The organism is Pseudomonas sp. PGPR40 (assembly GCF_022014505.1).
Lineage (GTDB): Bacteria > Pseudomonadota > Gammaproteobacteria > Pseudomonadales > Pseudomonadaceae > Aquipseudomonas.
Map to the genome: position 1 here is coordinate 21,283 of NZ_JAKLSP010000015.1, position 25,275 is coordinate 46,557.

Below are 25,275 nucleotides of genomic sequence, written 5' to 3' on the forward strand. Positions count from 1 at the left end.
GCGCTTTCGCGCGAAAGTCGAGTATACACCCGGCTCCGGACCCTTCAGGGTACCGCCGGGAGAGTGAGTATCCATCAGGCGTGGACAGCGTTGAAGCTGCGCAAGGCTACAGAATATCGGGTGGATGCAAAAGATGATTCTGACCTGCGTCACCCGGACTGAGCCGACCTCAAATCGCGGGCAAAAAAAAACCCGGAAATCCTCACTTACGTGGGCCTTCCAGATTTTTTAAAATGGTGGGTCGTGTGGGATTCGAACCTACGACCAATTGGTTAAAAGCCAACTGCTCTACCAACTGAGCTAACGACCCGCTGTGTGGTGGCGCGTATAATACTGATTTTTAAGGACTATTCAACACCTAATTTGAAATAAATCAAAAATAAGGTGTTGGATCAGTCACACCGGCCGCTGCGAAGCCTTCTGCACGCAGGCGGCAGCTGTCGCATTTACCGCAGGCACGGCCATTTTCGTCTGCCTGATAGCAGGAAACGGTCAGCCCGTAATCGACGCCAAGCTTCACGCCGGCCTGTACGATCTGCGCCTTGCTCAGGTTCTGCAATGGCGCCTGGATACGGAAGCCCTGCCCTTCTACCCCGGCCTTGGTCGCCAGATTGGCCATGCGCTCGAAGGCTTCGATGAACTCGGGACGGCAATCCGGGTAACCGGAGTAATCCACCGCATTGACACCGATAAAGATGTCACGCGCGCCCAGCACTTCGGCCCAGCCCAGCGCCAGGGACAGAAACACGGTGTTGCGCGCCGGCACATAAGTCACCGGGATACCTTCACCCGGTGTTTCCGGCACATCGATACTGGTGTCGGTCAACGCCGAGCCGCCGATACCGTTCAGGTTCAGGCCGATCACCTTGTGCTCGACCACACCCAAGTCTTGGGCGACGCGTGCGGCGGCGTGCAATTCGGCGTGGGACCGCTGACCGTAATCGAAGCTCATGGTGTAGCAGCTATAGCCTTCGGCACGGGCCATGGCCACGACCGTCGCCGAGTCGAGGCCACCGGACAGCAAGATAACCGCACGTTTTTCAACTATGTTCGTTTGTTCAGTCATCTCAGCGCCCCGGCTCGTCATTCCAAAGATATTTATGCAGCTGCAATTGCAGACGTACAGGCAGATTGTCCGCCACCACCCAGTCCGCCAGATCACGCGCATTCAGGTCATGGTGGCTCGGCGAGAACAGGACTTCGCCGGCACGCAGGTCAAGACCGTACTGAATCAGCTTGGACACGGCCCAGTCGTAATCTTCCCGCGAGCAGATGACAAACTTCACCTGATCGTTAGGCGTGAGCAGTTCGATGTTCTCGTAGCGGTTGCGGTGCGCTTCTTTCGAACCCGGGGTTTTCAGGTCGACGACGCGACTGACCCGCGGATCGACCGCCGAGATGTCCAGCGCGCCACTGGTTTCCAGCGACACTTCATAACCGGCGTCGCACAACTGCTTGAGCAAGGGAATGGCATTCGGTTGCGCCAGGGGCTCGCCACCCGTGACACAGACATAACGCGGGCGGAAACCGGCCACTTGCTCAAGGATGTCGTCGAGCGTGCGAAGGGTGCCGCCAGTGAAGGCGTAGGCGCTGTCGCAGTATTGGCAACGCAGTGGGCAACCGGTCAGGCGCACAAAAACAGTGGGCAGCCCGGCAGTCCGCGTTTCACCCTGCAACGAGTAGAAAACTTCGGTGATTCTCAATGTGTCTTGCATAGTCGCCACGGGCGTAACAGCTAAACAGGCTGTCCGCCTCCGTCAGGCACTTCAAGGAACCCCGCCAACGCGCAGATCCCAAAAAGCGTATTTCATAAAAAGGGGGTGAATTCTAACGAAAAAACCCGCGACAAGCGCGGGTTTCTTCGAAACGGTCAAGCAGGCTTACATGCGCTGCAAGTCGCGTTGTGCCAACTGAGCGGCGGAAGTGCCCGGATATTGGGACACGACCTGCTGCAGAATGCCTTTGACCCGGTCGGTATGACCGAGGCGGCGCTCTACATCAGCGAGCTTGTACAGCGAGTCTGGCACTTTGTTGTGCTTTGGATACAGCTGCGAAACCTTGGCAAATGCCTGACCTGCACCTTGCAGATCGCCTTTGGCCAGGTTCACTTCGCCCAACCAATACTGAGCGTTGCCCGCGTATTGGCTGTTCGGGTATTTGCGCAGGAATGCGGCGAAAGCCTGGCTGGCCTTGTCGAAATCCTTGGCCTTGATCAGGTCGAAGGCTGCATCGTAATACAGCTTTTCCTTCGCCGGATCAGCCGGTTCGCCACCCGCGGCAGGCGCTTGTGTGGAAGTGGCAGCGGCGGCCGCTCCTGCACCTGCGCCGGCTGCTGCACCGGGGGCGTTCAGATCGCCACCGGTGGAAGAATTATCAGGAGTCGCGGCGGGTGCAACACCGGTTCCTATGCGCCGATCAAGATCCTGATATCGCTCCAGGTTCTCTTGCTTCATGCGCGCTACATCATTTTGCAGCTCTTCGATCACACCCTGTTGGCGCGAGATCTGATCCTGCATTTGTTGCAGTTGGTTGAACAGCTGACCCTGTGCCGAGACAGGGGCCGAAACCCCTCCCCCGGCATAGGCGCCGTTCGTACCGTAACCCGCAGGCGGATAACTGCTCCCGCTATTGTCATAGCCGGAGTTGTCCTCGACCACAGGAACCGCAGCCCACACCGCAAGCGGTGCGAGGCTGAGAGCCAAAACAGTTACAGCACGACGGCACGTTCGCATGACGAATTACTTACGCAGTTCGACGCGACGGTTTTGAGCCCAGGACTGCTCGTCGTTGCCGGTAGCAACTGGACGCTCTTCGCCGTAGGAAACCAGTTCCAGCTGAGCTGGGGAAACACCTTGCAGTACCAGGTAACGCTGAACGGCTTTCGCACGACGCTCGCCCAGTGCCATGTTGTACTCACGAGTACCACGTTCGTCGGTGTTGCCTTCCAGAACAACGCGAGCGCCGTTTGCTTTCAGGTCTTTGGCGTGAACGTCCAGAGCGCGCATGGCTTCTGGCTTCAGGTCCGAGCTATCGTATTCGAAGTAGAAGGTGGTGATTGCGCGCAGAGCAGCTTCTTCGCTCAGGGAACCGTCAACAGCACCAGTGTTAGCGCCGTAACCAGCGTTTGGATCAACAGCGCCTTCACCGGCGTTGTCGCCGCCTTTGGACGAGCAACCTACAGCTACAGCCATGGCCAGAGCCAGCGCAGCAAATTTACCAAACTTCAGCATTTCCATCGTGAAACTCCTAATGAACCCCAGTGTGTTAAGTACAACGTATAGCGCCGCGTCAGTTCAGGTAAGGGGACCAGGACGGTTCTCTGACTTCGCCTTGTGCGGTAGGAAGCGGGAGCCTCACGCGTCCATTAATGGACACGAGCATCAAGACTCCCCGGCCCTGCTGGCGGGTGGCGTAGATTACCATGGTGCCGTTGGGCGCAACAGTAGGCGACTCGTCCAGAGTGCTATCAGTGAGGATCTTTACACTACCGCGCTGCAAATCCTGGGCCGCCACCTTGAAATTGGTGAAGCCTTGCTGACGATGGATCATCACCAGGGTCTTTTCATCCGCCGACAGTTTAGGGTTGGCGTTGTAGTTACCGATGAAGGTCACACGCTCCGCACCACCACCGCTTGCGCTGGTTTTGTAGATCTGTGGCTTGCCGCCACGGTCGGAGGTGAAGTAGATGGTCGAACCATCTTTACCCCAGAACGGTTCGGTGTTGATGCCTTGACCGTTGGTGACGCGACTGATCTGACGCGAACCCAGGTTCATCACATAAATGTCCGGGTTGCCGTCTTTCGACAGCACGAACGCCAGGCGCTGACCATCCGGCGACCATGCTGGCGCACCATTCAGGCCTTCGAAGTTGGTGATCTGCTCACGGCGACCGGTGTCGATGTTCTGCATGAAAATACGCGGACGCTTCTGCTCGAACGACACATAGGCAATGCGCTTGCCATCCGGTGCAAAACGCGGCGACAGGATCGGCTCGCGCGATTGCAGCAGGGTCACGGCGCGGGCACCGTCATAGTCCGAACGTTGCAGCGTGTAGCGAGTGTTCTTCTCGGAAAACCGCTCGGCTGTCACGTACAGCAGACGCGTCGAGAACGCACCTTTGATACCGGTAAGTTTCTCGAACGACTGGTCGGAAATGTAGTGCGCCATGTCGCGCAATTGATCGACGCTGCCCGAAACGCTGCCGGTCAGCACTTGCTGCTCGGTGGCGACGTTGAACAATGCGTATTGAACCTGCAGGCGACCGCCCGCCGGAACAATGCTGCCGACCATGACGTACTGGGCGCCCAGCGCCTTGAAGTCACGGTAGATGATTTCGCTGGCCTGGCTTGGCTGGCTGATCATGTTCTGTTTCGGAATCGGCGAGTAGTAACCCGAGTTACGCAGGTCGTTACCGATGATTTCGGCCATGTCGTCCGGCAGCACGCTGCCGCCCTGGTTGCCGAACGGAACGACTGCAATCGGGGTGGCCCGATCACTGCCGCTGGTGACCAGAATGTTTTTTTCATCAGCTGCCGCTATCCCTGCCAGGCAGCAGATAACGACAAGCATTCCTCGAAGAAGGTTTCTCACAAGGCTAGATCCTCAGGTGTGAATGTCATCTTGAATGAACGATACGGAGCGAAATCGCTCGGCTTCATTCCTTGCATTTCTGTCAAACGTCCAATGTTCTTGACCGCCGCTACTGCGGAGGCGTCAAACGGACCATCGCCGCTGGACTTGGCCACGCCAACCGAAGTCACCGTACCATCGGGCAACATGCCGATTTGCAACACGACCGTCATGCCCTTGCGTGCCGAAGGTGGACGAGCCCAGCCTTCCGCTGCACGAGCACGAATCAGATCATCGAAACTGCCGGCGACTTCATCACCCTGCTCATCGGCCAAGGCCTGCTGACGCTGCGGCGTGTCGGAAAGCAAATCTGCCAGGGCCTGGGCCTTTTTGTCTTCGGCGGATTTACGTGCTGCTTCCTGCGATTTTTTCTTCGCAGCATCGGCAGCAGCTTTCTTCTTCGCGTCTTCGGCGACCTTCTTCTTCGCCTCTTCAGCTTCAGATTTCTTCTTGGCGTCTTCGGCGGCTTTCTTCTTCGCGTCTTCGACGATCTTTTTCTTCGCTTCTTCAGCGGCCGCTTTCTTGGCCTCTTCTTCAGCAGCTTTTTTGGCTTCTTCTTCAGATTTCTTCTTGGCTATATCAGCCAATTGTTTCTCTTCGGCCTTTTTGGCTTCGGCGGTCTTCTTCGCTTCATCGGCTTTCTTGGCTTCATCAGCCTTTTTTGCCTCTTCCGCTTTCTTCGTCTCGTCGGCCTTCTTGGATTCTTCGGCTTTTTGAGCCGCATCTTCCTTCTTTTGTTCCGCGGCCTTGATCGCTTCCTGCTCGATCTTCTTCTGTTCCATCTGTTCGACTTCAGTCTGGCGCGCGGCGGATTTCTGCGCCTCACCCGCAATCTTCTGATTGGTCTGGGTGGTCGCCCGACTTTTCGATTTCAGCTGGTACAAGGTCGCCTGGACAATCGGCTTGGCCGGCGGCAATTCCGGTGTGAAGGCGAAACTGACGAACAGCATGCCGAACACCAGCACGTGCAAGACAATCGCCCAGACACTAGGCCAGAAGTAGCTTTCCGAGGCGGACGGCTCTCGCATTTGCTGCATCAGGGTGCCTCGGTAATCAAGCCAACATTACCGACCCCGGCTTTCTGCAACCCACCCATCGCGCCCATGACGGAACCGTAATCGACAGTCTTGTCGCCACGAATGAAGACCTGGGTGCGCTTACCGTTACCGTTGCCGGCGTTGATGATCTTTTTCACGGCTTCGGTCATTTGCGGCAAGGTCATGGCCTTGTCCTGCTGCTTATCGGTGTCGACTTCGCTGCCAAGGTTCCAGTAGTAGGTCTTGTCAGCCTTGATCGAAATGGTCAGGACCTGAGTGTTGTTGTCCTGCGGCAAGGCTTCGCTGGAAACCTTGGGCAGATCAACTTTCACGCCCTGATTGAGCATCGGTGCGGTCACCATGAAGATGACCAGCAGTACCAGCATCACGTCGATGTAAGGCACCACGTTCATCTCGGCAACCGGCTTGCGCTTTTTGCGAGCTCGAGCGATTAAAGCCATTGGAAATTACCTGCTTATTCTTCGCTGGTGTGCACTTTGCGGTGCAGGATCGCCTGGAATTCATCGGCGAAGGTGTAGTAACGGCCCAACAGGGTTTCGCTGCGGGCAGCAAAACGGTTGTACGCGATAACGGCCGGGATGGCGGCGAACAGACCGATCGCGGTAGCAATCAGTGCTTCGGCGATACCCGGGGCCACAGTGGCCAGGGTCGCTTGCTGGGCAGTTGCCAGACCACGGAAGGAGTTCATGATGCCCCAGACCGTACCGAACAGACCGATGTACGGGCTGACGGAACCGACGGTGGCGAGGAACGGCAGGCTCTGCTCGAGCTTTTCTTCCTCACGGGAGATGGCCACGCGCATGGCGCGCGCCACGCCTTCCATGACCGCTTCCGGGTCAACGCCTGACTGCTGACGCAGACGGGAGAACTCCTTGAAACCGGCACGGAAGATCTGCTCGACGCCGGAATCCGGATCTGGGTTGCTGCCGGCCTGACGGTAGAGTTTGGACAGGTCGATACCGGACCAGAAGCGCTCTTCAAAGCTCTCCAGGGCACGTCGACCGGCGCGCAGCAAGTTGCTGCGCTGAAAAATCATGATCCATGAGGTTACCGATGCGGCTACCAGGGTCAGCATTACCAGTTGCACCACGATACTGGCATTGCTGACCAGGCTCCACATGGAGGAATGGTCGACGACGTTAGCTTCCACGCTTTATCTCCTGCGTTGAGTGTGTACCCGCGCCGCTCACGTCGGCAAAGGCCGCACGTAGAGCTTCGGGAATGGCCCGGGGTTTCAAACTGTTGGTGCGCACACAGGCCACCAGAAACTGCCCTTCGCAGAGCAGCACATTATCCGTAGCCCGCCTGACCTGCTGCTTGAAGCGCAGGCTGACCCGGTTCAATTCAATGACTTCAGCGCTCACCAGCAGTTCGTCGTCCAGTCGCGCCGGCGCGTGGTAACGCGCTTCGCTGGAATGCACGACGAACAACAGGTCCTCCCCTGCCAGCGCCGACTGGGCAAAGCCCAGCTCCCGGAGCCGCTCGGTTCGAGCCCGTTCCATAAACTTGAGGTAATTGACGTAATACACGATGCCGCCCGCATCGGTGTCCTCGTAATAAACGCGACAACGATGTGCGAAAGGCTCAAGCCCGTTTTGCGCGCGCATACTCTAGTGCTTACTCCTCAGGTTGCCAATCCGGCCAGGCAACTGTTTTTCATTGATTCGCGGCTTTCTGGCGAAAGTACGGTCCTGGGACAGTACAAACCCCGAATAAATCAGCGCGCAAAGGCTATTAATCGTCCACGGCATCGAGGAACTCGTCTACCACAGGCATCTCGCCTAATCGTGACGGGATGTTTAAACCGAAGTGCAGGTACGCATGCCGAGTGACCACCCGCCCCCGGGGAGTGCGCATGATGTAGCCCTGCTGGATCAAATACGGCTCCAGCACATCTTCAATGGTATGGCGCTCTTCGCTGATGGCGGCCGCCAGGTTATCGACCCCCACCGGCCCACCGTCGAACTTCTCGATCATGGTCAGCAGCAGGCGTCGATCCTGATGGTCGAAGCCGCGCTCATCGACATCCAGCAGGTTCAGCGCCAGGTCGGCGACCGGTTTGGTGATGTGGCCCTTGGCGCGAACTTCGGCGAAATCACGGACACGGCGCAGCAAGCGGTTGGCGATTCGTGGCGTGCCACGGGCACGGCGGGCGATTTCAAAGGCACCTTCCGGGTCCAGTGGCAAACCGAGAATGTTCGCCGAACGACTGACAATCGTTGCCAGATCGGCGGTGCTGTAGAACTCCAGGCGCTGGACGATCCCGAAACGGTCGCGCAACGGATTGGTCAGCATGCCGGCACGGGTGGTTGCACCGACCAGGGTGAACGGCGGCAGATCGAGTTTGATCGAGCGCGCGGCCGGCCCTTCGCCGATCATGATGTCGAGCTGGAAGTCTTCCATGGCCGGGTACAGCACTTCTTCGACGATCGGCGACAACCGATGGATCTCGTCGATGAACAGCACGTCATGGGGTTCAAGGTTGGTCAGCAGCGCAGCCAAGTCGCCCGGGCGCTCGAGGACCGGCCCCGACGTGCTTTTGATCGACACGCCCATTTCCTGGGCAATGATGTTGGCCAGAGTGGTTTTACCCAGGCCCGGAGGGCCGAAAATCAGGGTGTGATCCAGGGATTCATTGCGCCCTCGCGCAGCCTGGATGAACAACTCCATTTGCTCGCGAACGGCCGGCTGGCCAATGTATTCGGCCAGGCTGACAGGACGAATCGCCCGGTCCTGGACTTCCTCGCGGTCACGGGGACCACCCGTGGCGGCGATCAGACGATCAGCTTCAATCACTTAGATCATTCCCTTAAGGGCACGACGAATCATGTCTTCACTGCTCAAACCTTTCTCCTTGATCGCAGAAATCGCCTTGCTCGCTTCTTGCGGTTTGTAGCCCAGGGAAATCAGCGCGCTGACCGCGTCATTTTCGGCGGTGGCGACCGGAGGCGCATCTGGCCCACCCGGCTGGTTTGGCACCAACGCGAACATCGCTGGCACGGTTTCCCACGCTTTGAAGCGGTCCTTGAGTTCCACCAGCAAACGCTCGGCCGTCTTTTTGCCCACGCCCGGCACCTTGGTCAGAGCCGAAGTGTCCTGGGACTGCACGCAACGAACCAGCTCGTCGACCTCCAGGCTCGACATCAAAGCCAGCGCCAGTTTCGGCCCCACACCATTGAGACGGATCAATTCGCGAAAAAAGTCTCGCTCGCGCTTGCCAAAGAAGCCATAGAGTAACTGCGCGTCCTCGCGTACGACCAAATGGGTGTGCAAGGTCAGCGGTTCACCGACCGACGGCAAGCGATAAAGCGTAGTCATGGGCACTTCCAGCTCATAACCCAGACCATTTACATCCAGAATCAGGTGCGGCGGCTGTTTCTCAGCCAAAGTGCCGCGCAAGCGTCCAATCACGTTTCAGATCCTTGAGCCTTGGCCAGATCAGTGCTGGCGACTGACAGAACAAGGGTTTTGCGCCGACAACACAGGCGCAAAACCCTCATTCCATAAAAAATGATTGCTGATGCTATCAGAGACGCAGGCGCCCGCCACGACTGCGTGCCGTGCCCAGACCATGAGGCAACAAGCTGGAACGGGTGTGAGCATGGCAAATCGCGATGGCCAGGGCATCCGAAGCATCGATTTGCGGCTTGCTGGTCAATTTCAGCATGTGCATGACCATCATTTGAACTTGTTCTTTGTTCGCCCCGCCGGTGCCGGTCACCGCCTGTTTGACTTGGGTCGCGGTGTATTCGGCGATTTCCAGGCTTTCTTCGGCACCGGCCACGATGGCTGCGCCGCGGGCCTGACCGAGTTTGAGGGCGGAATCGGCATTGCGGGCCATGAAGACTTTTTCGATGCCCATCGTCACCGGGCCGTAGGTCTGGATCACTTCACGCACGCCGCGATAGACGATTTGCAGGCGCTCATGCAGCTCGCCGGAGCCAGTGCGAATGCAGCCCGACGCCACGTACACGCAGCCACGCCCGGTATCACGTACCACGCCATAACCGGTGATACGCGAACCGGGGTCGATTCCAAGAATTAAAGTCATAACGCCTGCAGTGCTGACACGAATGTCCGAGGGAATTGTAGGAGCTGGCTTGCCAGCGAAGAGGTCCTTGAACGTGTGCAAGTCTTGAGGCTGCCTTCGCTGGCAAGCCAGCTCCTACAATGGCGGTGTCGATCAACCGAGCTGTGCGGCCACCGCCTCTGGAATGTCGGCGTTGGAATACACGTTTTGCACGTCATCCAGGTCTTCAAGCATGTCGATCAACTTCAGAACCTTCTCGGCGCCTTCCAGGTCCAGCTCGGCGCTGGTGGTCGGCAGCATGACGATTTCCGCGTCATCGCCCTTGAAGCCTGCGGCTTCCAAAGCGTTGCGCACGGAATAGAAGCCAGCGAACGAGGTGAATACATCAATGGAACCGTCTTCGTGGGTCACCACGTCATCGGCGTCGGCTTCCATGGCCGCTTCCATCAATGCATCTTCATCAATGCCTGGCGCGAAGGAAATCTGCCCCTTGCGTTCGAACAGGTAGGCCACCGAACCGTCGGTGCCGAGGTTGCCGCCGCATTTGCTGAACGCATGGCGAACCGCCGCTGCGGTGCGGTTGCGGTTGTCGGTCATGCATTCGACCATCACCGCCACACCGCCCGGTCCATAGCCTTCGTAAGTCAGCTCGACCATGTCGTCGGTATCGGCAGCACCGGCACCGCGAGCAACCGCGCGGTCGATGATGTCGCGGCTCATGTTCGCACCCAGCGCTTTATCCAGCGCCAGACGCAAACGCGGGTTGGAGCCCGGATCACCGCCGCCCTGACGAGCAGCAACCGTCAGTTCACGAATCCACTTGGTGAAAATCTTGCCCTTCTTGGCATCCTGACGTTCTTTGCGGTGCTTGATGTTCGCCCACTTGGAATGACCCGCCATAACTCGCTCCGTTATCTTTGAAACATTGCCCGCCACGCCATAATGCGCCAGCCAGCAAAAAAAAATCTCGACCCTGTCTATAAAAGAAAGGGCGCATCCGAAGATGCGCCCGCAAGGTCAGCCTTACTCAGCCTTTGGCGTTTCGCGCAGACGGATGTGCAGTTCGCGCAATGCCTTGGCGTCCACCAGACCCGGTGCCTGAGTCATGACACAGGCAGCGCTCTGGGTTTTCGGGAAGGCGATCACTTCACGGATCGACTGGGCGCCGGTCATCAGCATCACCAGACGATCCAGACCGAAGGCCAGACCACCGTGCGGCGGCGCGCCGTATTTCAGGGCGTCGAGCAGGAAGCCGAATTTCTCTTCCTGTTCCGCTTCGCTGATACCCAGCAGACGGAACACCGACTGTTGCATTTCCTTACGGTGGATACGGATCGAACCGCCACCCAGTTCGGTGCCGTTCAGAACCATGTCGTAGGCACGGGACAGCGCGGTCGCCGGGCTGGCTTCCAGTTCTTGCGGCGTGCATTTCGGCGCGGTGAACGGGTGGTGCAAGGCAGTGAAGCTGCCGTCATCGTTTTCTTCGAACATCGGGAAGTCGACGACCCACATCGGTGCCCACTCGCAGGTCAGCAGGTTCAGATCGTGACCGACCTTGATCCGCAGCGCGCCCAGGGCTTCGCTGACGATCTTGGCTTTGTCGGCACCGAAGAACACGATGTCGCCATCGACGGCGCCGACGCGATCGAGGATCACGTTCAGGTTGGCTTCCGGGATGTTTTTCACGATCGGCGACTGCAGACCTTCAACACCAGCAGCGCGCTCGTTGACTTTGATGTACGCCAAGCCCTTGGCACCATAGATGCCGACGAACTTGGTGTAATCGTCGATCTGCTTGCGCGGCATGCTCGCCCCGCCTGGAACGCGCAAAGCAGCGATACGGCATTTCGGGTCATTGGCCGGGCCGCTGAACACCTTGAAGTCGACTTCTTTCAGTTGATCGGCAACGTCAACCAGTTCCAGCGGGTTACGCAAGTCCGGCTTGTCGGAACCGTAACGACGCATGGCCTCTTCGAAGGTCATGTGCGGGAAGTCGCCGAACTCCAGGTCCAGCACTTCCTTGAACAGGTTGCGGATCATTTGTTCGGTGATGCCCATGATCTCTTTTTCATCGAGGAAGCTGGTCTCGATGTCGATCTGGGTGAATTCCGGCTGACGGTCGGCGCGCAGATCTTCGTCGCGGAAGCACTTGGCGATCTGGTAGTAACGGTCGAAGCCGGCGACCATCAGCAGCTGCTTGAACAGCTGTGGCGATTGCGGCAAGGCGAAGAAGCTACCGGCGTGAGTACGGCTCGGCACCAGGTAGTCGCGAGCGCCTTCTGGCGTGGCGCGGGTCAGAATCGGCGTCTCGACATCGAGGAAGCCGTTCTCGTCCAGGAAGCGACGGATGCTGGTGGTCATGCGCGAACGCAGACGCAGCTTCTCGAGCATTTCCGGACGGCGCAGATCGAGGAAGCGATAACGCAGGCGGGTTTCTTCGCCGACGTCGGAGAACTCGTTGAGCGGGAACGGCGGGGTTTCCGCTTCGTTCAACACTTCCAGCTCGTAGCCCAGCACTTCGATCATGCCAGACGCCATGTTGGCGTTGGTGGCACCGGCCGGACGCAGGCGAACCTTGCCGGTGATCTTGACCACGTATTCGCTGCGCACGCGATCGGCGGCAGCGAAGGATTCAGCGCGGTCCGGGTCGAACACCACCTGGGCCAGACCGTCACGATCACGGATATCGAGGAAAATCACCCCACCGTGGTCACGGCGACGGTGAACCCATCCACAAAGGGTAATTTCCTGGCCTTCCAGGCTTTCGTTCAGTTGGCCGCAATAATGGCTGCGCATCATGGTAGTGGTTTCACTTCTCGTAATTCGAAATTCGGTTGGAGGCCTTGCCGCCCCCGCACTTGAATAAGGTGCCGGATGATGCAAGAACTCACGCGTGTCATTCAGCCCGGGCGCTAGACCCTAGTCAGCTTTGTCGCCACCGGCCAGATTTTTCTTGGAACCGGTCTTGAAGTCGGTTTCGTACCAGCCGTTGCCGCTGAGGCGGAAGCCCGGCATGGACAGCATCTTTTTAAGCTCTGGCGCCTGGCAGGCAGGGCAGTCGACCAGCGGTGCTGCGCTGATCTTTTGAATGGCTTCCAACTGATGACCACAGGAAGCACATTGATAGTCGTACATCGGCATGGGGGGTTGTCTCGGCGATCAGATTGCTACCGCGCATGCTGGGCTTTGCGGCAAAGAGCGGGATTATATCCATTAAATGCAGCCTGTGCAGCCGTAAGACTGCACAGACCGACACTCGACACGATCAACCCCGCTAAGCCATGACGAGGCAACCTCCCTCCTTCAAGCTATGCACGACGCAGACAACCCGCACCAGCCCGGTGAAATTCTTCACCCCGCCATGACGCAAATGCACTTCGCGATCCACGTGGGACAGCAGCGCACTGACCGAGCAGCAATTGACCTTGGCCATATCACCCAAAATATCCCAATAGACCTGCTCAAGCCGCAAACAGGTCGCAAAGCCATTCAAACGTACTGACCGGGATAATGGCTGGGCCAGGCCCATATCGAATTCACTGACTAATGAGTCAATCCTTACATCCCTGAGCGGACCGACCCTCCCTTCGTTTCGCCTGTCTTCATGAACCATACCGTCGACACTCCTTTGCCATCCTTGCTGCTTATAAGAGTCATATTCCGTTTCCTTATAAAAGCGCAGGCGCACAGGCATATCCAGATGACTTTTTGACCACCCGCGTAGGATAAGCCAACAACTGAGGGGAGATCATGGAGCACGTCCTAGGCCGGACGGTTTCCTACAGAAACTGACGCAACATCACTCACTGAAAAGGTAAAAGATCCGAGGAACACAGCGCCCAAACAATACTCAGCAAGCGTCATCCGCCTTCCGGCCAGTGAAAGCACCGCTGGACCGCCTGATTTGAGTAGCCGCGGGCTTTGCTGTTAAATAGGCAGTGTGTCGCTACCGCCTATTTTCCGGGGGCTGCGCATAGGCTGATAGCGGGGTACGTGTCCAACGCCTCTTATTGTTCGGAAGCGAACCGAACTCCATCAGCTCTTCCTTGTGATCCGTCTTAACGTGAGTTAATCAAAATGTTGAAAATCGTCCACCTGCTAATGGGCGCAGCAGCCCTGCTGCTGTCCTTCATCCCTAGCCTACGATCCGAAGCGGTACCTTACCTGCAACAACCCGATGCGTTGTACCTGGCCTTTTTCGGCCTGCTCAACCTCACCCTTGCCCCTGTTATCCCTTACTGGAACAAAGGCCCGCGTCATCAACTGCAAAACCTGGTCAGCGCCTTGCTGGTTCTGGCTGTGGTACTGCAAACACTGACATTGTTCGCCCCGATGCCTGTCATCGCCGGTCAACCTGCCGTTCTGTTCAGTCTGGTCGTTGCCCTGATCGCCGTACTTTTGCACCTGGCCGTCAGCTTCTACAAATCTTCACCGGCCGCCGCCTCGCCAAGCTATGACATGAGCAACCGCGATACCGGCACTGTCAAATGGTTCAACACCTCCAAAGGCTTCGGCTTTATCTCCCGTGATTCCGGCGATGATATTTTCGTGCACTTCCGGGCGATTCGCGGTGAAGGCCACCGCGTTCTGGTCGAAGGCCAGCGCGTGGAGTTCTCTGTCATGAACCGTGACAAAGGCCTGCAAGCCGAAGATGTGATCGCCGCCCTGCCGCGTCGCTGATTCCAAGGCTAAAAAAAACCGCGAACAGCCCAGGCTGTTCGCGGTTTTTTATTGCCTGCAGTTTAGTAATGCGGTGGTGGCGCTTCTTCTTCAAACGTCTCGAACTGGCCGGCCATTTCTTCTTGTCGCTTGAGCAACGCGGCCATTTGCAGTTGCAGGCGCTCGACTGCACGTTGCTGCGTGGCCAGCACATCACTCAATGCCTGGATGGTGTCATCCTGAAACGCCAGTTGGCTCTCCAGATCGGTAACGCGTTCTTCCAGGCTCATGACTCAGCCCTCCAGAAACGTGAAATCATCGGTCAACACCAGACGCAGCCGTTCACGAATCGTCGCGATTTGCTCTGGGCTATATGGCTTGGCTGGCTGCTTGCCCCAGACCGGAGCTGGCCAGGCGGCGTCCTCACGCTTGCGCACAATCACATGCATGTGCAACTGACTGACGACATTACCCAAGGCCGCGATGTTCAACTTGTCGGCATCGAATGAGTCCTTGAGCATTTCCGCCAGTGCAGTCGTTTCCCGCCACAGCTGCTGTTGATCTGCGACATCTAACTGAAATATCTCACTGATATCCTCGCGGCGTGGCACGAGGATGAACCAGGGGTAGTTTGAATCATTGGACAACAGCAACCGACAGAGCGGGAAATCGCCGATCGGCAATGTGTCTTGTTGAAGTCGTGGATCTAAAGCGAACACTGCGCGCACTCCCCTCTGGTCATCTTTTTTTCAGCTTAGCGCCCCTACAGAAAAGACGGCGCACCAAGCGACAGGAAGGCAGCATACCTGCGAAAGCCACACGCTTCACGACGAACTGCCCCGACAGCGTCCTCCGGGCGCCACAACATGAGTCATTTTGATCCGGATGCACCACGACAGAACCAGCCGTCACCTGTTTGAATCCACGACACAGCGACAGTGTGTGAATTCAGTACAGGAAATGAAATTTTCTGCACCAAAACCGCACAACACGTCTACGCTCAGTGCGTCAGCATCCGCCAACTACTCACTGGCGGGGTGAACCGGTAACGTTTTTGGTTGTCTCGCGGTTAAATTCGAGGGTCAACCACGAGGCAAAGCATGGCGTCAAGCTCAGGAAAGACGAGCTTGAACCCCCGGTTTTATGGGTTTTTTACAGCAGCAGGCAGGCCTTTAGGGAAAAACAGCAACAGAATTCCGTTTTGTGCACGCTTGTTGCATTCACATCCGTATCGTCTATAAGCGCTCCGCTGGAAGTGGAAGCCTTAAGGCCAATAAAAACAGTGGCAGGGTTGCCCGATGGAGATTCAAGTGCAGGACCAGGGATTCTTTTTACCGATGCTCAAGCCTTGGAAAACAGCGCTGAAGTTGTCCGTCCGATTGCGTCGGAACTGTGAATTTGCGACATCTACCCAGCCATTTGCGACAGGGTCGTAAAGAAGCTGAAAGGTTAAATGCGCAAGTATCGCTAACAGGGTCGGCGTGATATAAGTTTGCGCCGACACAAAAAGAAAGAGCCGCCCAGATAATAAAACAGGTGGGACGGCAGTAACTCTTCTAAAAACCAAAGGAGCAAATCACGATGCGCGTGATGAAGTGGAGCATGATCGCACTGGCAGTTGCAGCAGCAGCCAGTACTCAAATGGCTACGGCCGCACCTTTCGTAAGTGACCAGGCTGAAGCCAAAGGTTTTGTTGAAGACGCCAAGTTCGACTTGCTGCTTCGCAACTATTACTTCAACCGTGACCGCAGAGACGGCGCAAACGACCAGAAAGACTGGACTCAGGGCTTCTGGGCCAATCTCAGCTCCGGTTACACCCAAGGTACCGTAGGCGTCGGCGTTGATGCATTCGGTTATCTGGGGATCAAACTGGACGGTGGCGACGGCACAACTGGCTCGGGTAACCTGAGCCGTGACTCCCAGGGCCGCAACCACGACGACTTCGGCAAAGCCGGTGCCGCCGTTAAGGTTCGCGTCTCCAAAACCGAACTGAAGTTCGGTGAGATGCAGCCAAGCACCTCTCCAGTATTCGCTATCGGCGGTTCCCGCCTGGTGCCTCAAACCGCTACCGGTTTCCAACTGCAGAGCAGCGAAATCAACAACCTGGACCTGGAAGGCGGTCACTTCTACTCGGCCTCCAGCCAGGATGAGATGAACAGCGATGGCGAACTGTGGGCGAACTACGCCGGCGTTACCGCTGACAGCGCAGACTATGCTGGCGGCAAGTACGCATTCACTGAGAACCTCAGCGCATCGTTGTACGGCGCCCAGCTGGAAGACATCTGGAACCAGTACTACGCGAACCTGAACTACACCATCCCAATGGGTAGCGATCAGTCGATCAACCTGGACGGTAACATCTACAACACCCAGGATACCGGTTCCGCCAAAGCAGGCGAGATCAGCAACACCACGTTCTCGCTGGCGGCTGCTTACTCGTTCCTGAAAGCACACACCGTTACCGTGGCCTTCCAGAAAGTTAACGGCGACGTCCCGTTCGACTACATCGGCGTGGGTGACAACAACCGCGGCGGCGACTCGATCTTCCTCGCTAACTCCATCCAGTACTCTGACTTCAACGGCCCTAACGAGAAGTCTGCCCAGGTTCGTTATGACCTGAAAATGGCTGAGTACGGCGTTCCAGGTCTGAGCTTCATGACCCGTTACGTAAAAGGTTGGGACATCGACGGCACCAACACTCCAACAGGCAGTGCTTACGCCGGCCTGTACGGTGAAGATGGCAAGCACAACGAAACCAACCTGGAAGCCAAGTACGTTGTTCAGACTGGCCCGGCAAAAGATCTTTCCTTCCGCGTTCGTCAAGCATGGCACTTCGCCAATGGCGACCAAGGCGAAGGCGATATCAAAGAGTTCCGTCTGATCGTCGACTACCCGATTTCGGTTCTGTAATTGCCGAAAGCTGGTTCGCGGTAATCAAAAAAAGGCCCATCTTCGGATGGGCCTTTTTTATTGGCTACAGCATTGTGTTTAACAGTTCTGGCTCTTGGCGAACATGTTTGACCGACAGGTCAGACATGTATCGAAGGACCAATCATTACACCGTTGCCGAGTCTTGAACCATCCGAATAACCCGCTGCGGAAACGGAATATCGATGCCGGCGGTCTTCAAGCGATCGCGCGATTGCTCGTTAAACATGAACATCACATTCCAATAGTCAGCCGTTTTCACCCACACGCGCAGGGAAACGGTGATCGAACTGTCACCCAACATGGAAATCACCGCTTCCGGTGCCGGGTCAGCCAATACCCGCGGATCCTTGGCCAGGTCCAGCAACACCTCACGGGCCTTTTGCAAATCCGCCTCGTAAGCAACACCCACATCAAACACGACCTTACGGGTCGGCTGACGATTGGTGTTAGTGATGATGCCATTCGACAGATTACCGTTAGGCACGATGATGGTTTTGTTATCGCCGGTGCGCAGTACGGTGTGGAAGATCTGGATGCTGTCGACAGTACCGGCAACACCTTGAGCTTCGATCCAGTCACCGATGCGGAACGGGCGGAACAACAGAATCAGTACGCCGCCGGCGAAGTTCGCCAGGCTGCCCTGCAACGCCAGACCGATCGCCAGGCCGGCAGCACCGATGGCCGCGACGAACGACGTGGTTTCTACACCGATCATCGACGCCACGCTGACGATCAGCAGCACCTTGAGGATGATGTTCGCCAGGCTGCTGATGAACCCTTGCAGCGCCAGGTCGGCGTTACGCAACGCCAACAGGCCACCGAGCTTTTGCGTAACCTTGTTGATCAGCCACCAGCCGATGGCCAAGGTAATCACCGCCAACAACACGCGGCTGCCGTACTCCATGATCATCGGAATCCAGGCCTGAGATACCTTGACCAGGTTGTCCACTTCAGCATTCAAATCCATCTTCTTTCTCCTGATTTCCGGCTACCCGGCACGCAAAAAATGAGCGGCAGAAAGACCCGCCGGGTTAAGCACAATATGGGTGGGAGCACGGAACCCTGTAGGAGCGAGCTTGCTCGCGAAAGCGGTATGTCAGGCAACATCAATATTGACTGTACTGCCGTCTTCGCGGGCAAGCCCGCTCCTACAGGCATTGGGGCTTGCTCGCTCCCACAGGTTCCCGCTTGAAAAGTCAGTCGCGGAAGTTATTGAACTGCAGCGGCATGTCGAACGTCTTCGCGCGCAGAGCTGCAATCGCCTCCTGCAAATCATCACGCTTCTTGCCGGTGATGCGCACTTGCTCGCCCTGAATGGCGGCCTGGACCTTGAGCTTGGCGTCTTTGACGTGAGCGACGATTTTCTTCGCCAGCTCCTTGTCGATGCCTTCCTTGAGGACCGCTTCCTGCTTCATCAACTTGCCCGACGCGTAGGCATCCTTGACCTCGAGGCACTGCACGTCGATCTTGCGCTTGACCAGGGCCAGCTTGAGGATCTCGATCATCGCCTCGAGCTGGAAATCGGCTTCCGCGGTCAGGTTGACGGTCAGGTCCTTTTCCTTGAACTCGAAGGTGCCTTTGCCTTTCAGGTCATAGCGACGATCGAGTTCCTTGACGGCGTTCTCGACCGCGTTGGTGACTTCGTGTTTGTCCAGTTCGGATACCACGTCGAACGACGGCATGTAATCTCTCCAGTAAAAAGGCGCGCTCGATAACGATGGAGCGCGCTTGGCTTGCGGTTAAAATCGGGCTCATTATAACGGGTCTTTTCCAACCGATACGGCGAGCCTCACATGCCAGCGATAAACCGAGCAAAAAACTGATGTCCATCCCTTGGCATGTTTTGGGCGGCGGGAGTCTCGGCACTCTTTGGGCCACACGTCTGGCGCGGGCCGATGTCCCGGTCAGGCTGATCGTGCGGGACGCGGCGCGCTTGCAGGCCTATCAGGCGACGGGCGGATTGACGCTCGTGGAGCACAGCGAAGCGAAAACCTATGCCGTGCCTGCGCAAACGGCTGACAGCGACGAGCCCATCAGCCGTCTGCTGGTGGCCTGCAAAGCCTACGACGCCGAAGAAGCCGTGGTCCGGTTAGCACACCGCTTGACACCCGACGCCGAACTGATCCTGTTACAGAACGGCCTCGGCAGTCAGGACGCGGTTGCCGCACAGGTGCCTCAGGCGCGTTGCATCTTCGCCTCCAGCACCGAAGGCGCATTTCGCGATGGCGACTGGCGGGTGGTGTTCGCCGGTCATGGCTACACCTGGCTGGGGGATGCCGGCCACCCGGTGGCGCCGATCTGGCTGGAGGACTTGAGCGCCGCCGGCATTCCCCATGAGTGGAGCACCGACATCCTCACAAGGCTGTGGCGAAAACTGGCGCTCAATTGTGCGATCAACCCGCTGACCGTGCTGCACGAATGCCGCAACGGCGGTTTGCAGCAACATCATTGCGAAGTCGCCACTCTGTGCGCCGAGCTCACCGAACTGCTGGAGCGCTGCGGTCAGCCGGCAGCGGCGCAAAACCTCCAGGAGGAAGTCGAACGGGTGATCCAGGCCACCGCGGCCAATTTCTCCTCGATGTATCAGGACGTCGCGAATCAACGCCGCACCGAAATCAGCTACCTGTTGGGTCATGCCTGCAAAGCCGCGTCACGGCATCAGCTAAACCTGCCCCACCTCAATCAATTGCAGCAGCGCTTGATCGCCCATCTGCACAGCCTTGGATTGCCCAGCGACTGAGCAGCGGCTACGCTGGCCACTTGTTCCTTTTCAGCGATGAACCTGATGCCATTGCGCCAGCGCCTTGAAAACCTTCCAGTCGGCCAGAAATTGCTGGCCGCCCTGCTGGTGCTGTTGACCACCGTTTTGCTGGTCGCCAACCTGACTTTTATCAGCGCCGCTTATTATATTTCCCAGGAAAGCATGGCCCCCCAGGCCCTGCAGACCATCGGCCGACTGATATCCAACCCGAGCCTGATCTCCGAAGCCCTCAAGTCGCCGCAAACCGCCCAACGCCTGCTCAATGAACTCAACAGCTATACACCGCTGCGCGCGGCAGCCCTCTATGACGGTAAAGGTGTGCGTTTGGCGCAGTTGCAGCAGGGAGACGAGCTGAACCTGCCGGAGCACTTCCGACACCTCGACGCCTGGCAAGCCACGGAGTTTCGCAGCAATCAAGTGATTACCCTGCCCCGCCCCGGCACCGCGCCGGGGCACTTGCTGCTGGTGGCCAGCAGCGAATTGCCGATGGCGTTCTACACCGGGACCCTGACCGCCAGCCTGGGGATTCTGATCTTCAGCGTGTTGTTGTGGCTGGTGATCGCGCGGCAGATCAAACGCCTGATTACCCGCCCGATTCATCAGCTCGAAGAGTTGTCCCGGCAAGTCACCCGGGAAGAGAACTACGCCCTGCGCGCCTCTCGCGGCAATCACGACGAAATCGGCAGCCTCGCCGAAGCGTTCAACACCATGCTCTCGCGCATCGAGGCCCGGGAGCAGCAGCTCAAGCGCGCTCGCGACGATTCCCAGGCTGCCTACGACCAGGCTCAGGGACTGGCCGAAGAAACCCGCCACACCAACCGCAAGCTGGAGCTGGAAGTTCAGGTCCGCAGCAAGATCGAGAAGAAACTCACTGGCTTCCAGAACTACCTCAACAGCATCATCGATTCCATGCCGTCGGCACTGATCGCGCTCGACGAGCAGCTCTACGTGACCCAGTGGAATCAGGAGGCTAGCGCCCTGTCCGGCACGCGTCTCGACGAAGCGTTGAACCAGCCGATCTTTCTCGCCTTCGAACCGCTCAAACCGTTCCTGCCGCAGCTCAGGCAAACCGTCGAGCAACATACCGTGGCCAAAATTGAGCGCGTTACCTGGCTCAAGGACGATGAACCCAGGCACTACGCCCTGACGTTCTACCCATTGATGGGCGGTGCCGGGCGCGGCGTGGTGATCCGGATCGATGACATCACTCAGCGTCTGTCTCTCGAAGAGATGATGGTGCAATCGGAAAAAATGCTCTCGGTCGGCGGTCTCGCCGCCGGCATGGCCCACGAGATCAATAATCCGCTGGGCGCGATCCTGCACAACGTACAGAACATTCGTCGGCGCCTGTCACCCGATCTGCCGAAAAACCTCGAACAAGCGGAGCAACTCGGCATCGAGCTGGAAATGGTGAACCAGTACCTGCAAGCTCGTGAAGTGCCACAGTTACTCGACGGCATTCAACAGGCCGGCGCCCGGGCGGCGAAAATCGTGACACACATGCTCAGCTTCAGCCGCCGCAGCACCCGGCAGATGGCTCCCTGCGATTTGCCGGCACTGATCGATCAAGCGGTGGAAATCGCTGGCAATGACTTCGACCTGGCCATCGGTTTCGACTTCAAGGGTCAGGCGATCATTCGGCAGTTCGATCCGGCACTGGGCCCAGTGCCCGGCACCGCCAACGAACTGGAACAAGTACTGCTCAATCTGCTGAAAAATGCCGCGCAAGCCATTCACCAACGCACAGACGATCGCGAACCGGGGCGGATCATTCTGCGTACGAAACTGAACCCGCCGTGGGCGGAAATTCAGGTCGAGGACAACGGCATCGGCATGAGCGAGAGCGTGCGCAAACGCACGTTCGAGCCGTTCTTCACCACCAAGGAAATCGGCCAGGGCACCGGCCTTGGGCTCTCGGTTTCGTATTTCATCATCACCAACAACCACAAGGGCCAGATGGAAGTGCAATCGACGCCGGGCCAAGGCACTTGCTTCACCTTGCGCCTGCCGTTGTCGGGCACTCCGGTGGTCTCTCAAGAACTCAATCAGCTGTCGAGGTAACCATGGGCTTTCGCTTGTCGAAGATTTACACCCGCACTGGCGACAAAGGCGAAACCGGGCTCGGCGATGGCCGTCGAGTGCCCAAGGACCATCCGCGAATCGAGGCCATTGGCGAAGTCGATACGCTGAACAGCCAGGTGGGTGTGCTGTTGGCCGGTTTGGCGGCGAAAAGTGATACGTATCCGGGGTTGAACGAGGTGATTGAGGTGTTGGCGCCCTGCCAACACCGGTTGTTCGACCTTGGTGGCGAATTGGCGATGCCGGTGTATCAGGCACTGAACACGGCAGAAATCGAGCGCCTGGAAGCGGCGATCGATGTGTGGAATGAAGAGTTGGGGCCACTGGAGAATTTCATTCTGCCCGGCGGTTCCGCGCTGATTGCCCAGGCCCACGTATGCCGCTGTCTGGCGCGCAGCGCCGAGCGGCGGTGTCAGCAGTTGAATGCGATTGAGCCGCTGGCCGGGGTTGGCTTGGCGTATATCAATCGGTTATCGGATTTGTTGTTTGTGGCAGCACGGTTGATTGCCAAGCGCCAGGGGATTGCCGAGATTTTGTGGCAAGCGGCAGCGAAACCCGGGGCTTAGTGATCGTTCCCACCCTCCGCGTGGGAATGCAGCCCGGGACGCTCTGCGTCCCATCAAGAGCCGAACGCGGAGCGTCCGTTGAGGCATTCCCACGCAGAGCGTGGGAACGATCGGGTGCTAGGCCTCAGGCCAAAACGCCCGAATTCCCGCCACACCCTGCGCCCCTGCTTCCCAGGCTTTCTGCCGTTCTGTCGGACCCACCCCACCGAGCAAGAATACCGGCTTGCTGAAGCCCTCGATCAACGTCGAAGCCTGCTCCCAGCCCAATGGCAGCGCATCCGGGTGCGTCTGGGTCGGCTGTACCGGAGACAGGGTCACAAAATCCACGCCCATCTGCTCGGCCAGCGCCAGCTCTTCAGCGTTGTGGCAAGACGCTGCCAACCATCGCGACGCCGGTAGCGGTCGCCCCGCCGCCGCGTACTTGCGCAGCTGTGCCGAAGTGATATGCCAACCGGCGGACGGGAAGTCCCCCAGCCATTCAAACGGCCCCTTGATCATCAACTGCGCCTTGCCGGCACACAACCCCGCCGCATCCACCGCCAGATCGCGGTATTGCGGGTCGTAGCCGTTGGGCGCACGTAATTGAATCAGTTTGATGCCGCCAGCGATGGCTTTCTGAATACCGCGCAGCAAGGCCGGGGTTTCCAGACCGTCCGGGGTGATCAGGTATTCGCCGGGCAAGCGTGCGGCGGCGACGATCGGCTGGTTGGCGGCCGGAAATTCATAGTCCACCAGCTCCCGCGCTGTCACCCAGGCCAAAGGCTGACCTTCGGCGCCATGGGGTTCGCCGGTAAACGCCGAGACTTCCCAGACATCCAGCAACACCTGCTTGTCCGGGTAATCGTGGCGGACTTTGATCATGGGTCGTGCGGTTTTGACCACAATGCCCAGCTCTTCGTGAAGCTCGCGAGCCAGGGCGGTTTCAACGGATTCGTCATCCTCGACCTTGCCACCAGGAAACTCCCACAAACCGCCCTGATGCTGGGTGTCGGCACGACGGGCAATGAGGATCTTGCCGCCGCTATCGCGGATAACCGCGGCTGCTACATGGACTCGTTTCACTGCTTTACTTCCTCCAAGCCAGCCTTCTACGCCGAACGCGCCTGGGCACAGACGGCAGTGTCTTTGGTACAGGCCAGAATTTTCAGTGTCTGGTTGGCCGCCTTCGCGGGCAAGCCTCGCTCCTACAGATCACACAATCTGTAGGAGCGAGGCTTGCCCGCGAAGGGATCGACGCGGTCTTAAGTGCGGTATTCGGCGTTGATCTTCACGTATTCGTGGGACAGGTCGGTGGTCCAGATGGTTTCGCTGCAATCGCCGCGACCCAGTTCGATGCGGATGGTGATTTCTTCCTGCTGCATCACCGCCGCGCCCTGGGCTTCGGTGTAGGTGGCAGAGCGAGCGCCACGACTGGCGATGCACACATCGCCGAGGAATACGTCGATCTTGCTCACGTCCAGGTTCGGTACGCCGGCACGGCCCACGGCGGCCAGAATGCGGCCCCAGTTCGGGTCGGAGGCGAACAGCGCGGTCTTGATCAGCGGCGAGTGGGCCACGGTGTAACCGACGTCCAGGCACTCCTGGTGATTGCCGCCGCCGTTGACTTCCACGGTAACGAACTTGGTCGCACCTTCACCGTCACGCACGATAGCCTGGGCCACGTCCATGCAGACTTCGAACACCGCTTGTTTCAGCTTGGCGAAAAGATCACCGGTCGCTTCGGTGATTTCCGGCAGTGCGGCCTGACCGGTGGCGATCAGCATGCAGCAGTCGTTGGTCGAGGTGTCGCCGTCGATGGTGATGCGGTTGAACGATTTATTGGCGCCATCCAGTAGCAGATTTTGCAGCACATCGCGCGCGACTTTAGCGTCGGTGGCGATGTAGCCGAGCATGGTCGCCATGTTCGGGCGGATCATGCCCGCGCCTTTGCTGATACCGGTGACGGTGATGGTCACGCCATCATGCTGGAACTGGCGGCTGGCACCCTTGGGCAGGGTGTCGGTGGTCATGATGCCGGTAGCGGCCGCTTCCCAGTTGTTCACCGACAGATCGTCGAGGGCAGCTTGCAGAGCGCCTTCGATTTTTTCGACCGGCAGCGGCTCGCCGATCACACCGGTGGAGTACGGCAGCACCAGGTTTGCATCGACACCGGTCAGCTCAGCCAGTTTGGCGCAGGTGCGCTCGGCAGCGGCCAGGCCTGGCTCGCCGGTGCCGGCGTTGGCATTGCCGGTGTTGGTCAGCAGGTAACGCACCGGGCCTTGCACGCGTTGTTTGGCCAGGATCACGGGAGCGGCGCAAAAGGCGTTCAGAGTGAACACGCCAGCCACCGTAGAACCTTCGGCACAGCGCATGACCACAACATCCTTGCGCCCCGGGCGCTTGATGCCGGCCGAGGCGATACCGAGTTCAAAACCGGCGACCGGGTGCAACGTTGGCAAAGGACCAAGACCAACAGCCATGAATGCGCTCCTTAAAAAATGTTGTCTGCATCGTCATTGCGATAGACGGTGGTTTAAATGGCAAAACGCCGCGACGGCATAGCCGGTCGCGGCGCGGGTATTT

At 58.1% G+C, this 25,275-nt stretch carries 27 protein-coding genes and 1 tRNA gene; 5 read left to right on the forward strand and 23 right to left on the reverse strand.

Annotated features, from left to right (window positions below; genetic code table 11):
- Nucleotides 1–234 precede the first annotated feature (234 nt).
- From MEB48_RS14380 to MEB48_RS14460, 17 genes are all read right to left on the reverse strand, one after another.
- Nucleotides 235–310, reverse strand: a tRNA-Lys gene (locus MEB48_RS14380).
- A gap of 63 nt (nt 311–373) precedes the next feature.
- Nucleotides 374–1,048 (reverse strand): 7-cyano-7-deazaguanine synthase QueC, encoded by a 675-nt coding sequence (gene queC / locus MEB48_RS14385; protein ID WP_237884927.1) that lies wholly within the window; start codon nt 1,046–1,048, stop codon nt 374–376.
- Between the two features lie 19 nt (nt 1,049–1,067).
- Nucleotides 1,068–1,715 (reverse strand): 7-carboxy-7-deazaguanine synthase QueE, encoded by a 648-nt coding sequence (queE, locus tag MEB48_RS14390; protein ID WP_237884841.1) that lies wholly within the window; start codon nt 1,713–1,715, stop codon nt 1,068–1,070.
- 165 nt (nt 1,716–1,880) lie between these two features.
- Nucleotides 1,881–2,732 carry a tol-pal system protein YbgF gene (ybgF, locus tag MEB48_RS14395; protein ID WP_237884842.1) on the reverse strand — a complete coding sequence of 284 codons (852 nt, stop codon included), beginning with the start codon at nt 2,730–2,732 and terminating at the stop codon, nt 1,881–1,883.
- A 6-nt stretch (nt 2,733–2,738) separates the two neighbouring features.
- The gene (gene pal, locus MEB48_RS14400) at nt 2,739–3,236 is read right to left on the reverse strand and encodes a peptidoglycan-associated lipoprotein Pal (RefSeq protein ID WP_003178634.1); all 498 of its coding nucleotides are present in this window, start codon (nt 3,234–3,236) and stop codon (nt 2,739–2,741) included.
- A gap of 52 nt (nt 3,237–3,288) precedes the next feature.
- Nucleotides 3,289–4,590, reverse strand: coding sequence for a Tol-Pal system beta propeller repeat protein TolB (tolB, locus tag MEB48_RS14405; RefSeq protein WP_442969094.1), 1,302 nt, complete (start codon nt 4,588–4,590; stop codon nt 3,289–3,291).
- On the reverse strand, nt 4,587–5,666 hold the full coding sequence (tolA, locus tag MEB48_RS14410; protein WP_095054355.1) for a cell envelope integrity protein TolA: 1,080 nt from the start codon (nt 5,664–5,666) through the stop codon (nt 4,587–4,589). Before tolA ends, tolB begins: the two co-directional genes overlap by 4 nt.
- Nucleotides 5,666–6,118: a protein TolR gene (tolR, locus tag MEB48_RS14415; RefSeq protein WP_237884929.1), complete on the reverse strand. Its 453-nt coding sequence runs from the start codon at nt 6,116–6,118 to the stop codon at nt 5,666–5,668. The genes tolA and tolR overlap by 1 nt, the downstream gene beginning before the upstream one ends.
- 23 nt (nt 6,119–6,141) lie before the next feature.
- Nucleotides 6,142–6,837, reverse strand: coding sequence for a protein TolQ (gene tolQ / locus MEB48_RS14420; protein WP_007977321.1), 696 nt, complete (start codon nt 6,835–6,837; stop codon nt 6,142–6,144).
- Nucleotides 6,827–7,294 carry a tol-pal system-associated acyl-CoA thioesterase gene (gene ybgC / locus MEB48_RS14425; RefSeq protein ID WP_095054356.1) on the reverse strand — a complete coding sequence of 156 codons (468 nt, stop codon included), beginning with the start codon at nt 7,292–7,294 and terminating at the stop codon, nt 6,827–6,829. Before ybgC ends, tolQ begins: the two co-directional genes overlap by 11 nt.
- A 127-nt stretch (nt 7,295–7,421) precedes the next feature.
- Nucleotides 7,422–8,483, reverse strand: coding sequence for a Holliday junction branch migration DNA helicase RuvB (ruvB, locus tag MEB48_RS14430; protein WP_030131829.1), 1,062 nt, complete (start codon nt 8,481–8,483; stop codon nt 7,422–7,424).
- Nucleotides 8,484–9,098 carry a Holliday junction branch migration protein RuvA gene (ruvA, locus tag MEB48_RS14435; RefSeq protein ID WP_038981959.1) on the reverse strand — a complete coding sequence of 205 codons (615 nt, stop codon included), beginning with the start codon at nt 9,096–9,098 and terminating at the stop codon, nt 8,484–8,486. It lies immediately after the preceding gene.
- 115 nt (nt 9,099–9,213) lie between these two features.
- Nucleotides 9,214–9,738: a crossover junction endodeoxyribonuclease RuvC gene (gene ruvC, locus MEB48_RS14440; RefSeq protein ID WP_007897036.1), complete on the reverse strand. Its 525-nt coding sequence runs from the start codon at nt 9,736–9,738 to the stop codon at nt 9,214–9,216.
- Between the two features lie 132 nt (nt 9,739–9,870).
- A complete protein-coding gene (locus MEB48_RS14445) occupies nt 9,871–10,617 on the reverse strand; it encodes a YebC/PmpR family DNA-binding transcriptional regulator (protein ID WP_223490784.1) in 747 nt (248 codons plus the stop codon).
- Nucleotides 10,618–10,740: 123 nt separating this feature from the next.
- Nucleotides 10,741–12,516: an aspartate--tRNA ligase gene (gene aspS, locus MEB48_RS14450; protein ID WP_237884843.1), complete on the reverse strand. Its 1,776-nt coding sequence runs from the start codon at nt 12,514–12,516 to the stop codon at nt 10,741–10,743.
- A 120-nt stretch (nt 12,517–12,636) separates the two neighbouring features.
- Entirely contained in the window at nt 12,637–12,858 is a 222-nt protein-coding gene (locus tag MEB48_RS14455) for an FmdB family zinc ribbon protein (protein WP_003209804.1), read from the reverse strand.
- 133 nt (nt 12,859–12,991) lie between these two features.
- Nucleotides 12,992–13,330, reverse strand: a complete 339-nt coding sequence (locus MEB48_RS14460) for a ribbon-helix-helix domain-containing protein (protein WP_237884930.1) — start codon at nt 13,328–13,330, stop codon at nt 12,992–12,994.
- A 464-nt stretch (nt 13,331–13,794) separates the two neighbouring features.
- On the opposite strand from MEB48_RS14460, the gene MEB48_RS29255 reads away from it, so the two are divergent.
- Complete coding sequence (locus tag MEB48_RS29255) at nt 13,795–14,397, forward strand: cold-shock protein (protein ID WP_030131825.1); 603 nt, start codon at nt 13,795–13,797, stop codon at nt 14,395–14,397.
- A 62-nt stretch (nt 14,398–14,459) separates the two neighbouring features.
- On the opposite strand, the gene MEB48_RS14470 is transcribed toward MEB48_RS29255, so the two are convergent.
- Both MEB48_RS14470 and MEB48_RS14475 read right to left on the reverse strand, forming a co-directional pair.
- Nucleotides 14,460–14,666 carry a SlyX family protein gene (locus MEB48_RS14470; RefSeq protein ID WP_008029236.1) on the reverse strand — a complete coding sequence of 69 codons (207 nt, stop codon included), beginning with the start codon at nt 14,664–14,666 and terminating at the stop codon, nt 14,460–14,462.
- A 3-nt stretch (nt 14,667–14,669) separates the two neighbouring features.
- Entirely contained in the window at nt 14,670–15,095 is a 426-nt protein-coding gene (locus MEB48_RS14475; RefSeq protein ID WP_237884844.1) for an HIT family protein, read from the reverse strand.
- A gap of 862 nt (nt 15,096–15,957) precedes the next feature.
- Here MEB48_RS14475 and MEB48_RS14480 point away from each other — a divergent pair.
- The gene (locus MEB48_RS14480; RefSeq protein ID WP_237884845.1) at nt 15,958–17,286 is read left to right on the forward strand and encodes an OprD family porin; all 1,329 of its coding nucleotides are present in this window, start codon (nt 15,958–15,960) and stop codon (nt 17,284–17,286) included.
- A 145-nt stretch (nt 17,287–17,431) separates the two neighbouring features.
- Here the strand turns inward: MEB48_RS14480 and MEB48_RS14485 are convergent, their stop codons facing one another.
- Nucleotides 17,432–18,274: a mechanosensitive ion channel family protein gene (locus MEB48_RS14485; protein ID WP_237884846.1), complete on the reverse strand. Its 843-nt coding sequence runs from the start codon at nt 18,272–18,274 to the stop codon at nt 17,432–17,434.
- Between the two features lie 229 nt (nt 18,275–18,503).
- Nucleotides 18,504–18,989 carry a YajQ family cyclic di-GMP-binding protein gene (locus MEB48_RS14490; RefSeq protein ID WP_007906601.1) on the reverse strand — a complete coding sequence of 162 codons (486 nt, stop codon included), beginning with the start codon at nt 18,987–18,989 and terminating at the stop codon, nt 18,504–18,506.
- A gap of 140 nt (nt 18,990–19,129) precedes the next feature.
- Here MEB48_RS14490 and MEB48_RS14495 point away from each other — a divergent pair, with 140 nt between their 5' ends.
- The 3 genes from MEB48_RS14495 to MEB48_RS14505 are packed head-to-tail and all read left to right on the forward strand — an operon-like array spanning nt 19,130 to nt 22,713.
- Nucleotides 19,130–20,047: a putative 2-dehydropantoate 2-reductase gene (locus tag MEB48_RS14495; RefSeq protein WP_237884847.1), complete on the forward strand. Its 918-nt coding sequence runs from the start codon at nt 19,130–19,132 to the stop codon at nt 20,045–20,047.
- Nucleotides 20,048–20,092: 45 nt separating this feature from the next.
- Nucleotides 20,093–22,129 (forward strand): sensor histidine kinase, encoded by a 2,037-nt coding sequence (locus tag MEB48_RS14500; RefSeq protein WP_237884848.1) that lies wholly within the window; start codon nt 20,093–20,095, stop codon nt 22,127–22,129.
- A gap of 2 nt (nt 22,130–22,131) precedes the next feature.
- Nucleotides 22,132–22,713, forward strand: coding sequence for a cob(I)yrinic acid a,c-diamide adenosyltransferase (locus tag MEB48_RS14505; RefSeq protein ID WP_237884849.1), 582 nt, complete (start codon nt 22,132–22,134; stop codon nt 22,711–22,713).
- Nucleotides 22,714–22,830: 117 nt separating this feature from the next.
- On the opposite strand, the gene MEB48_RS14510 is transcribed toward MEB48_RS14505, so the two are convergent.
- On the reverse strand, nt 22,831–23,775 hold the full coding sequence (locus MEB48_RS14510) for a Nudix family hydrolase (protein ID WP_237884850.1): 945 nt from the start codon (nt 23,773–23,775) through the stop codon (nt 22,831–22,833).
- A 179-nt stretch (nt 23,776–23,954) separates the two neighbouring features.
- Nucleotides 23,955–25,172, reverse strand: a complete 1,218-nt coding sequence (gene argJ / locus MEB48_RS14515) for a bifunctional glutamate N-acetyltransferase/amino-acid acetyltransferase ArgJ (RefSeq protein WP_237884851.1) — start codon at nt 25,170–25,172, stop codon at nt 23,955–23,957.
- Between the last annotated feature and the right edge of the window lie 103 nt (nt 25,173–25,275).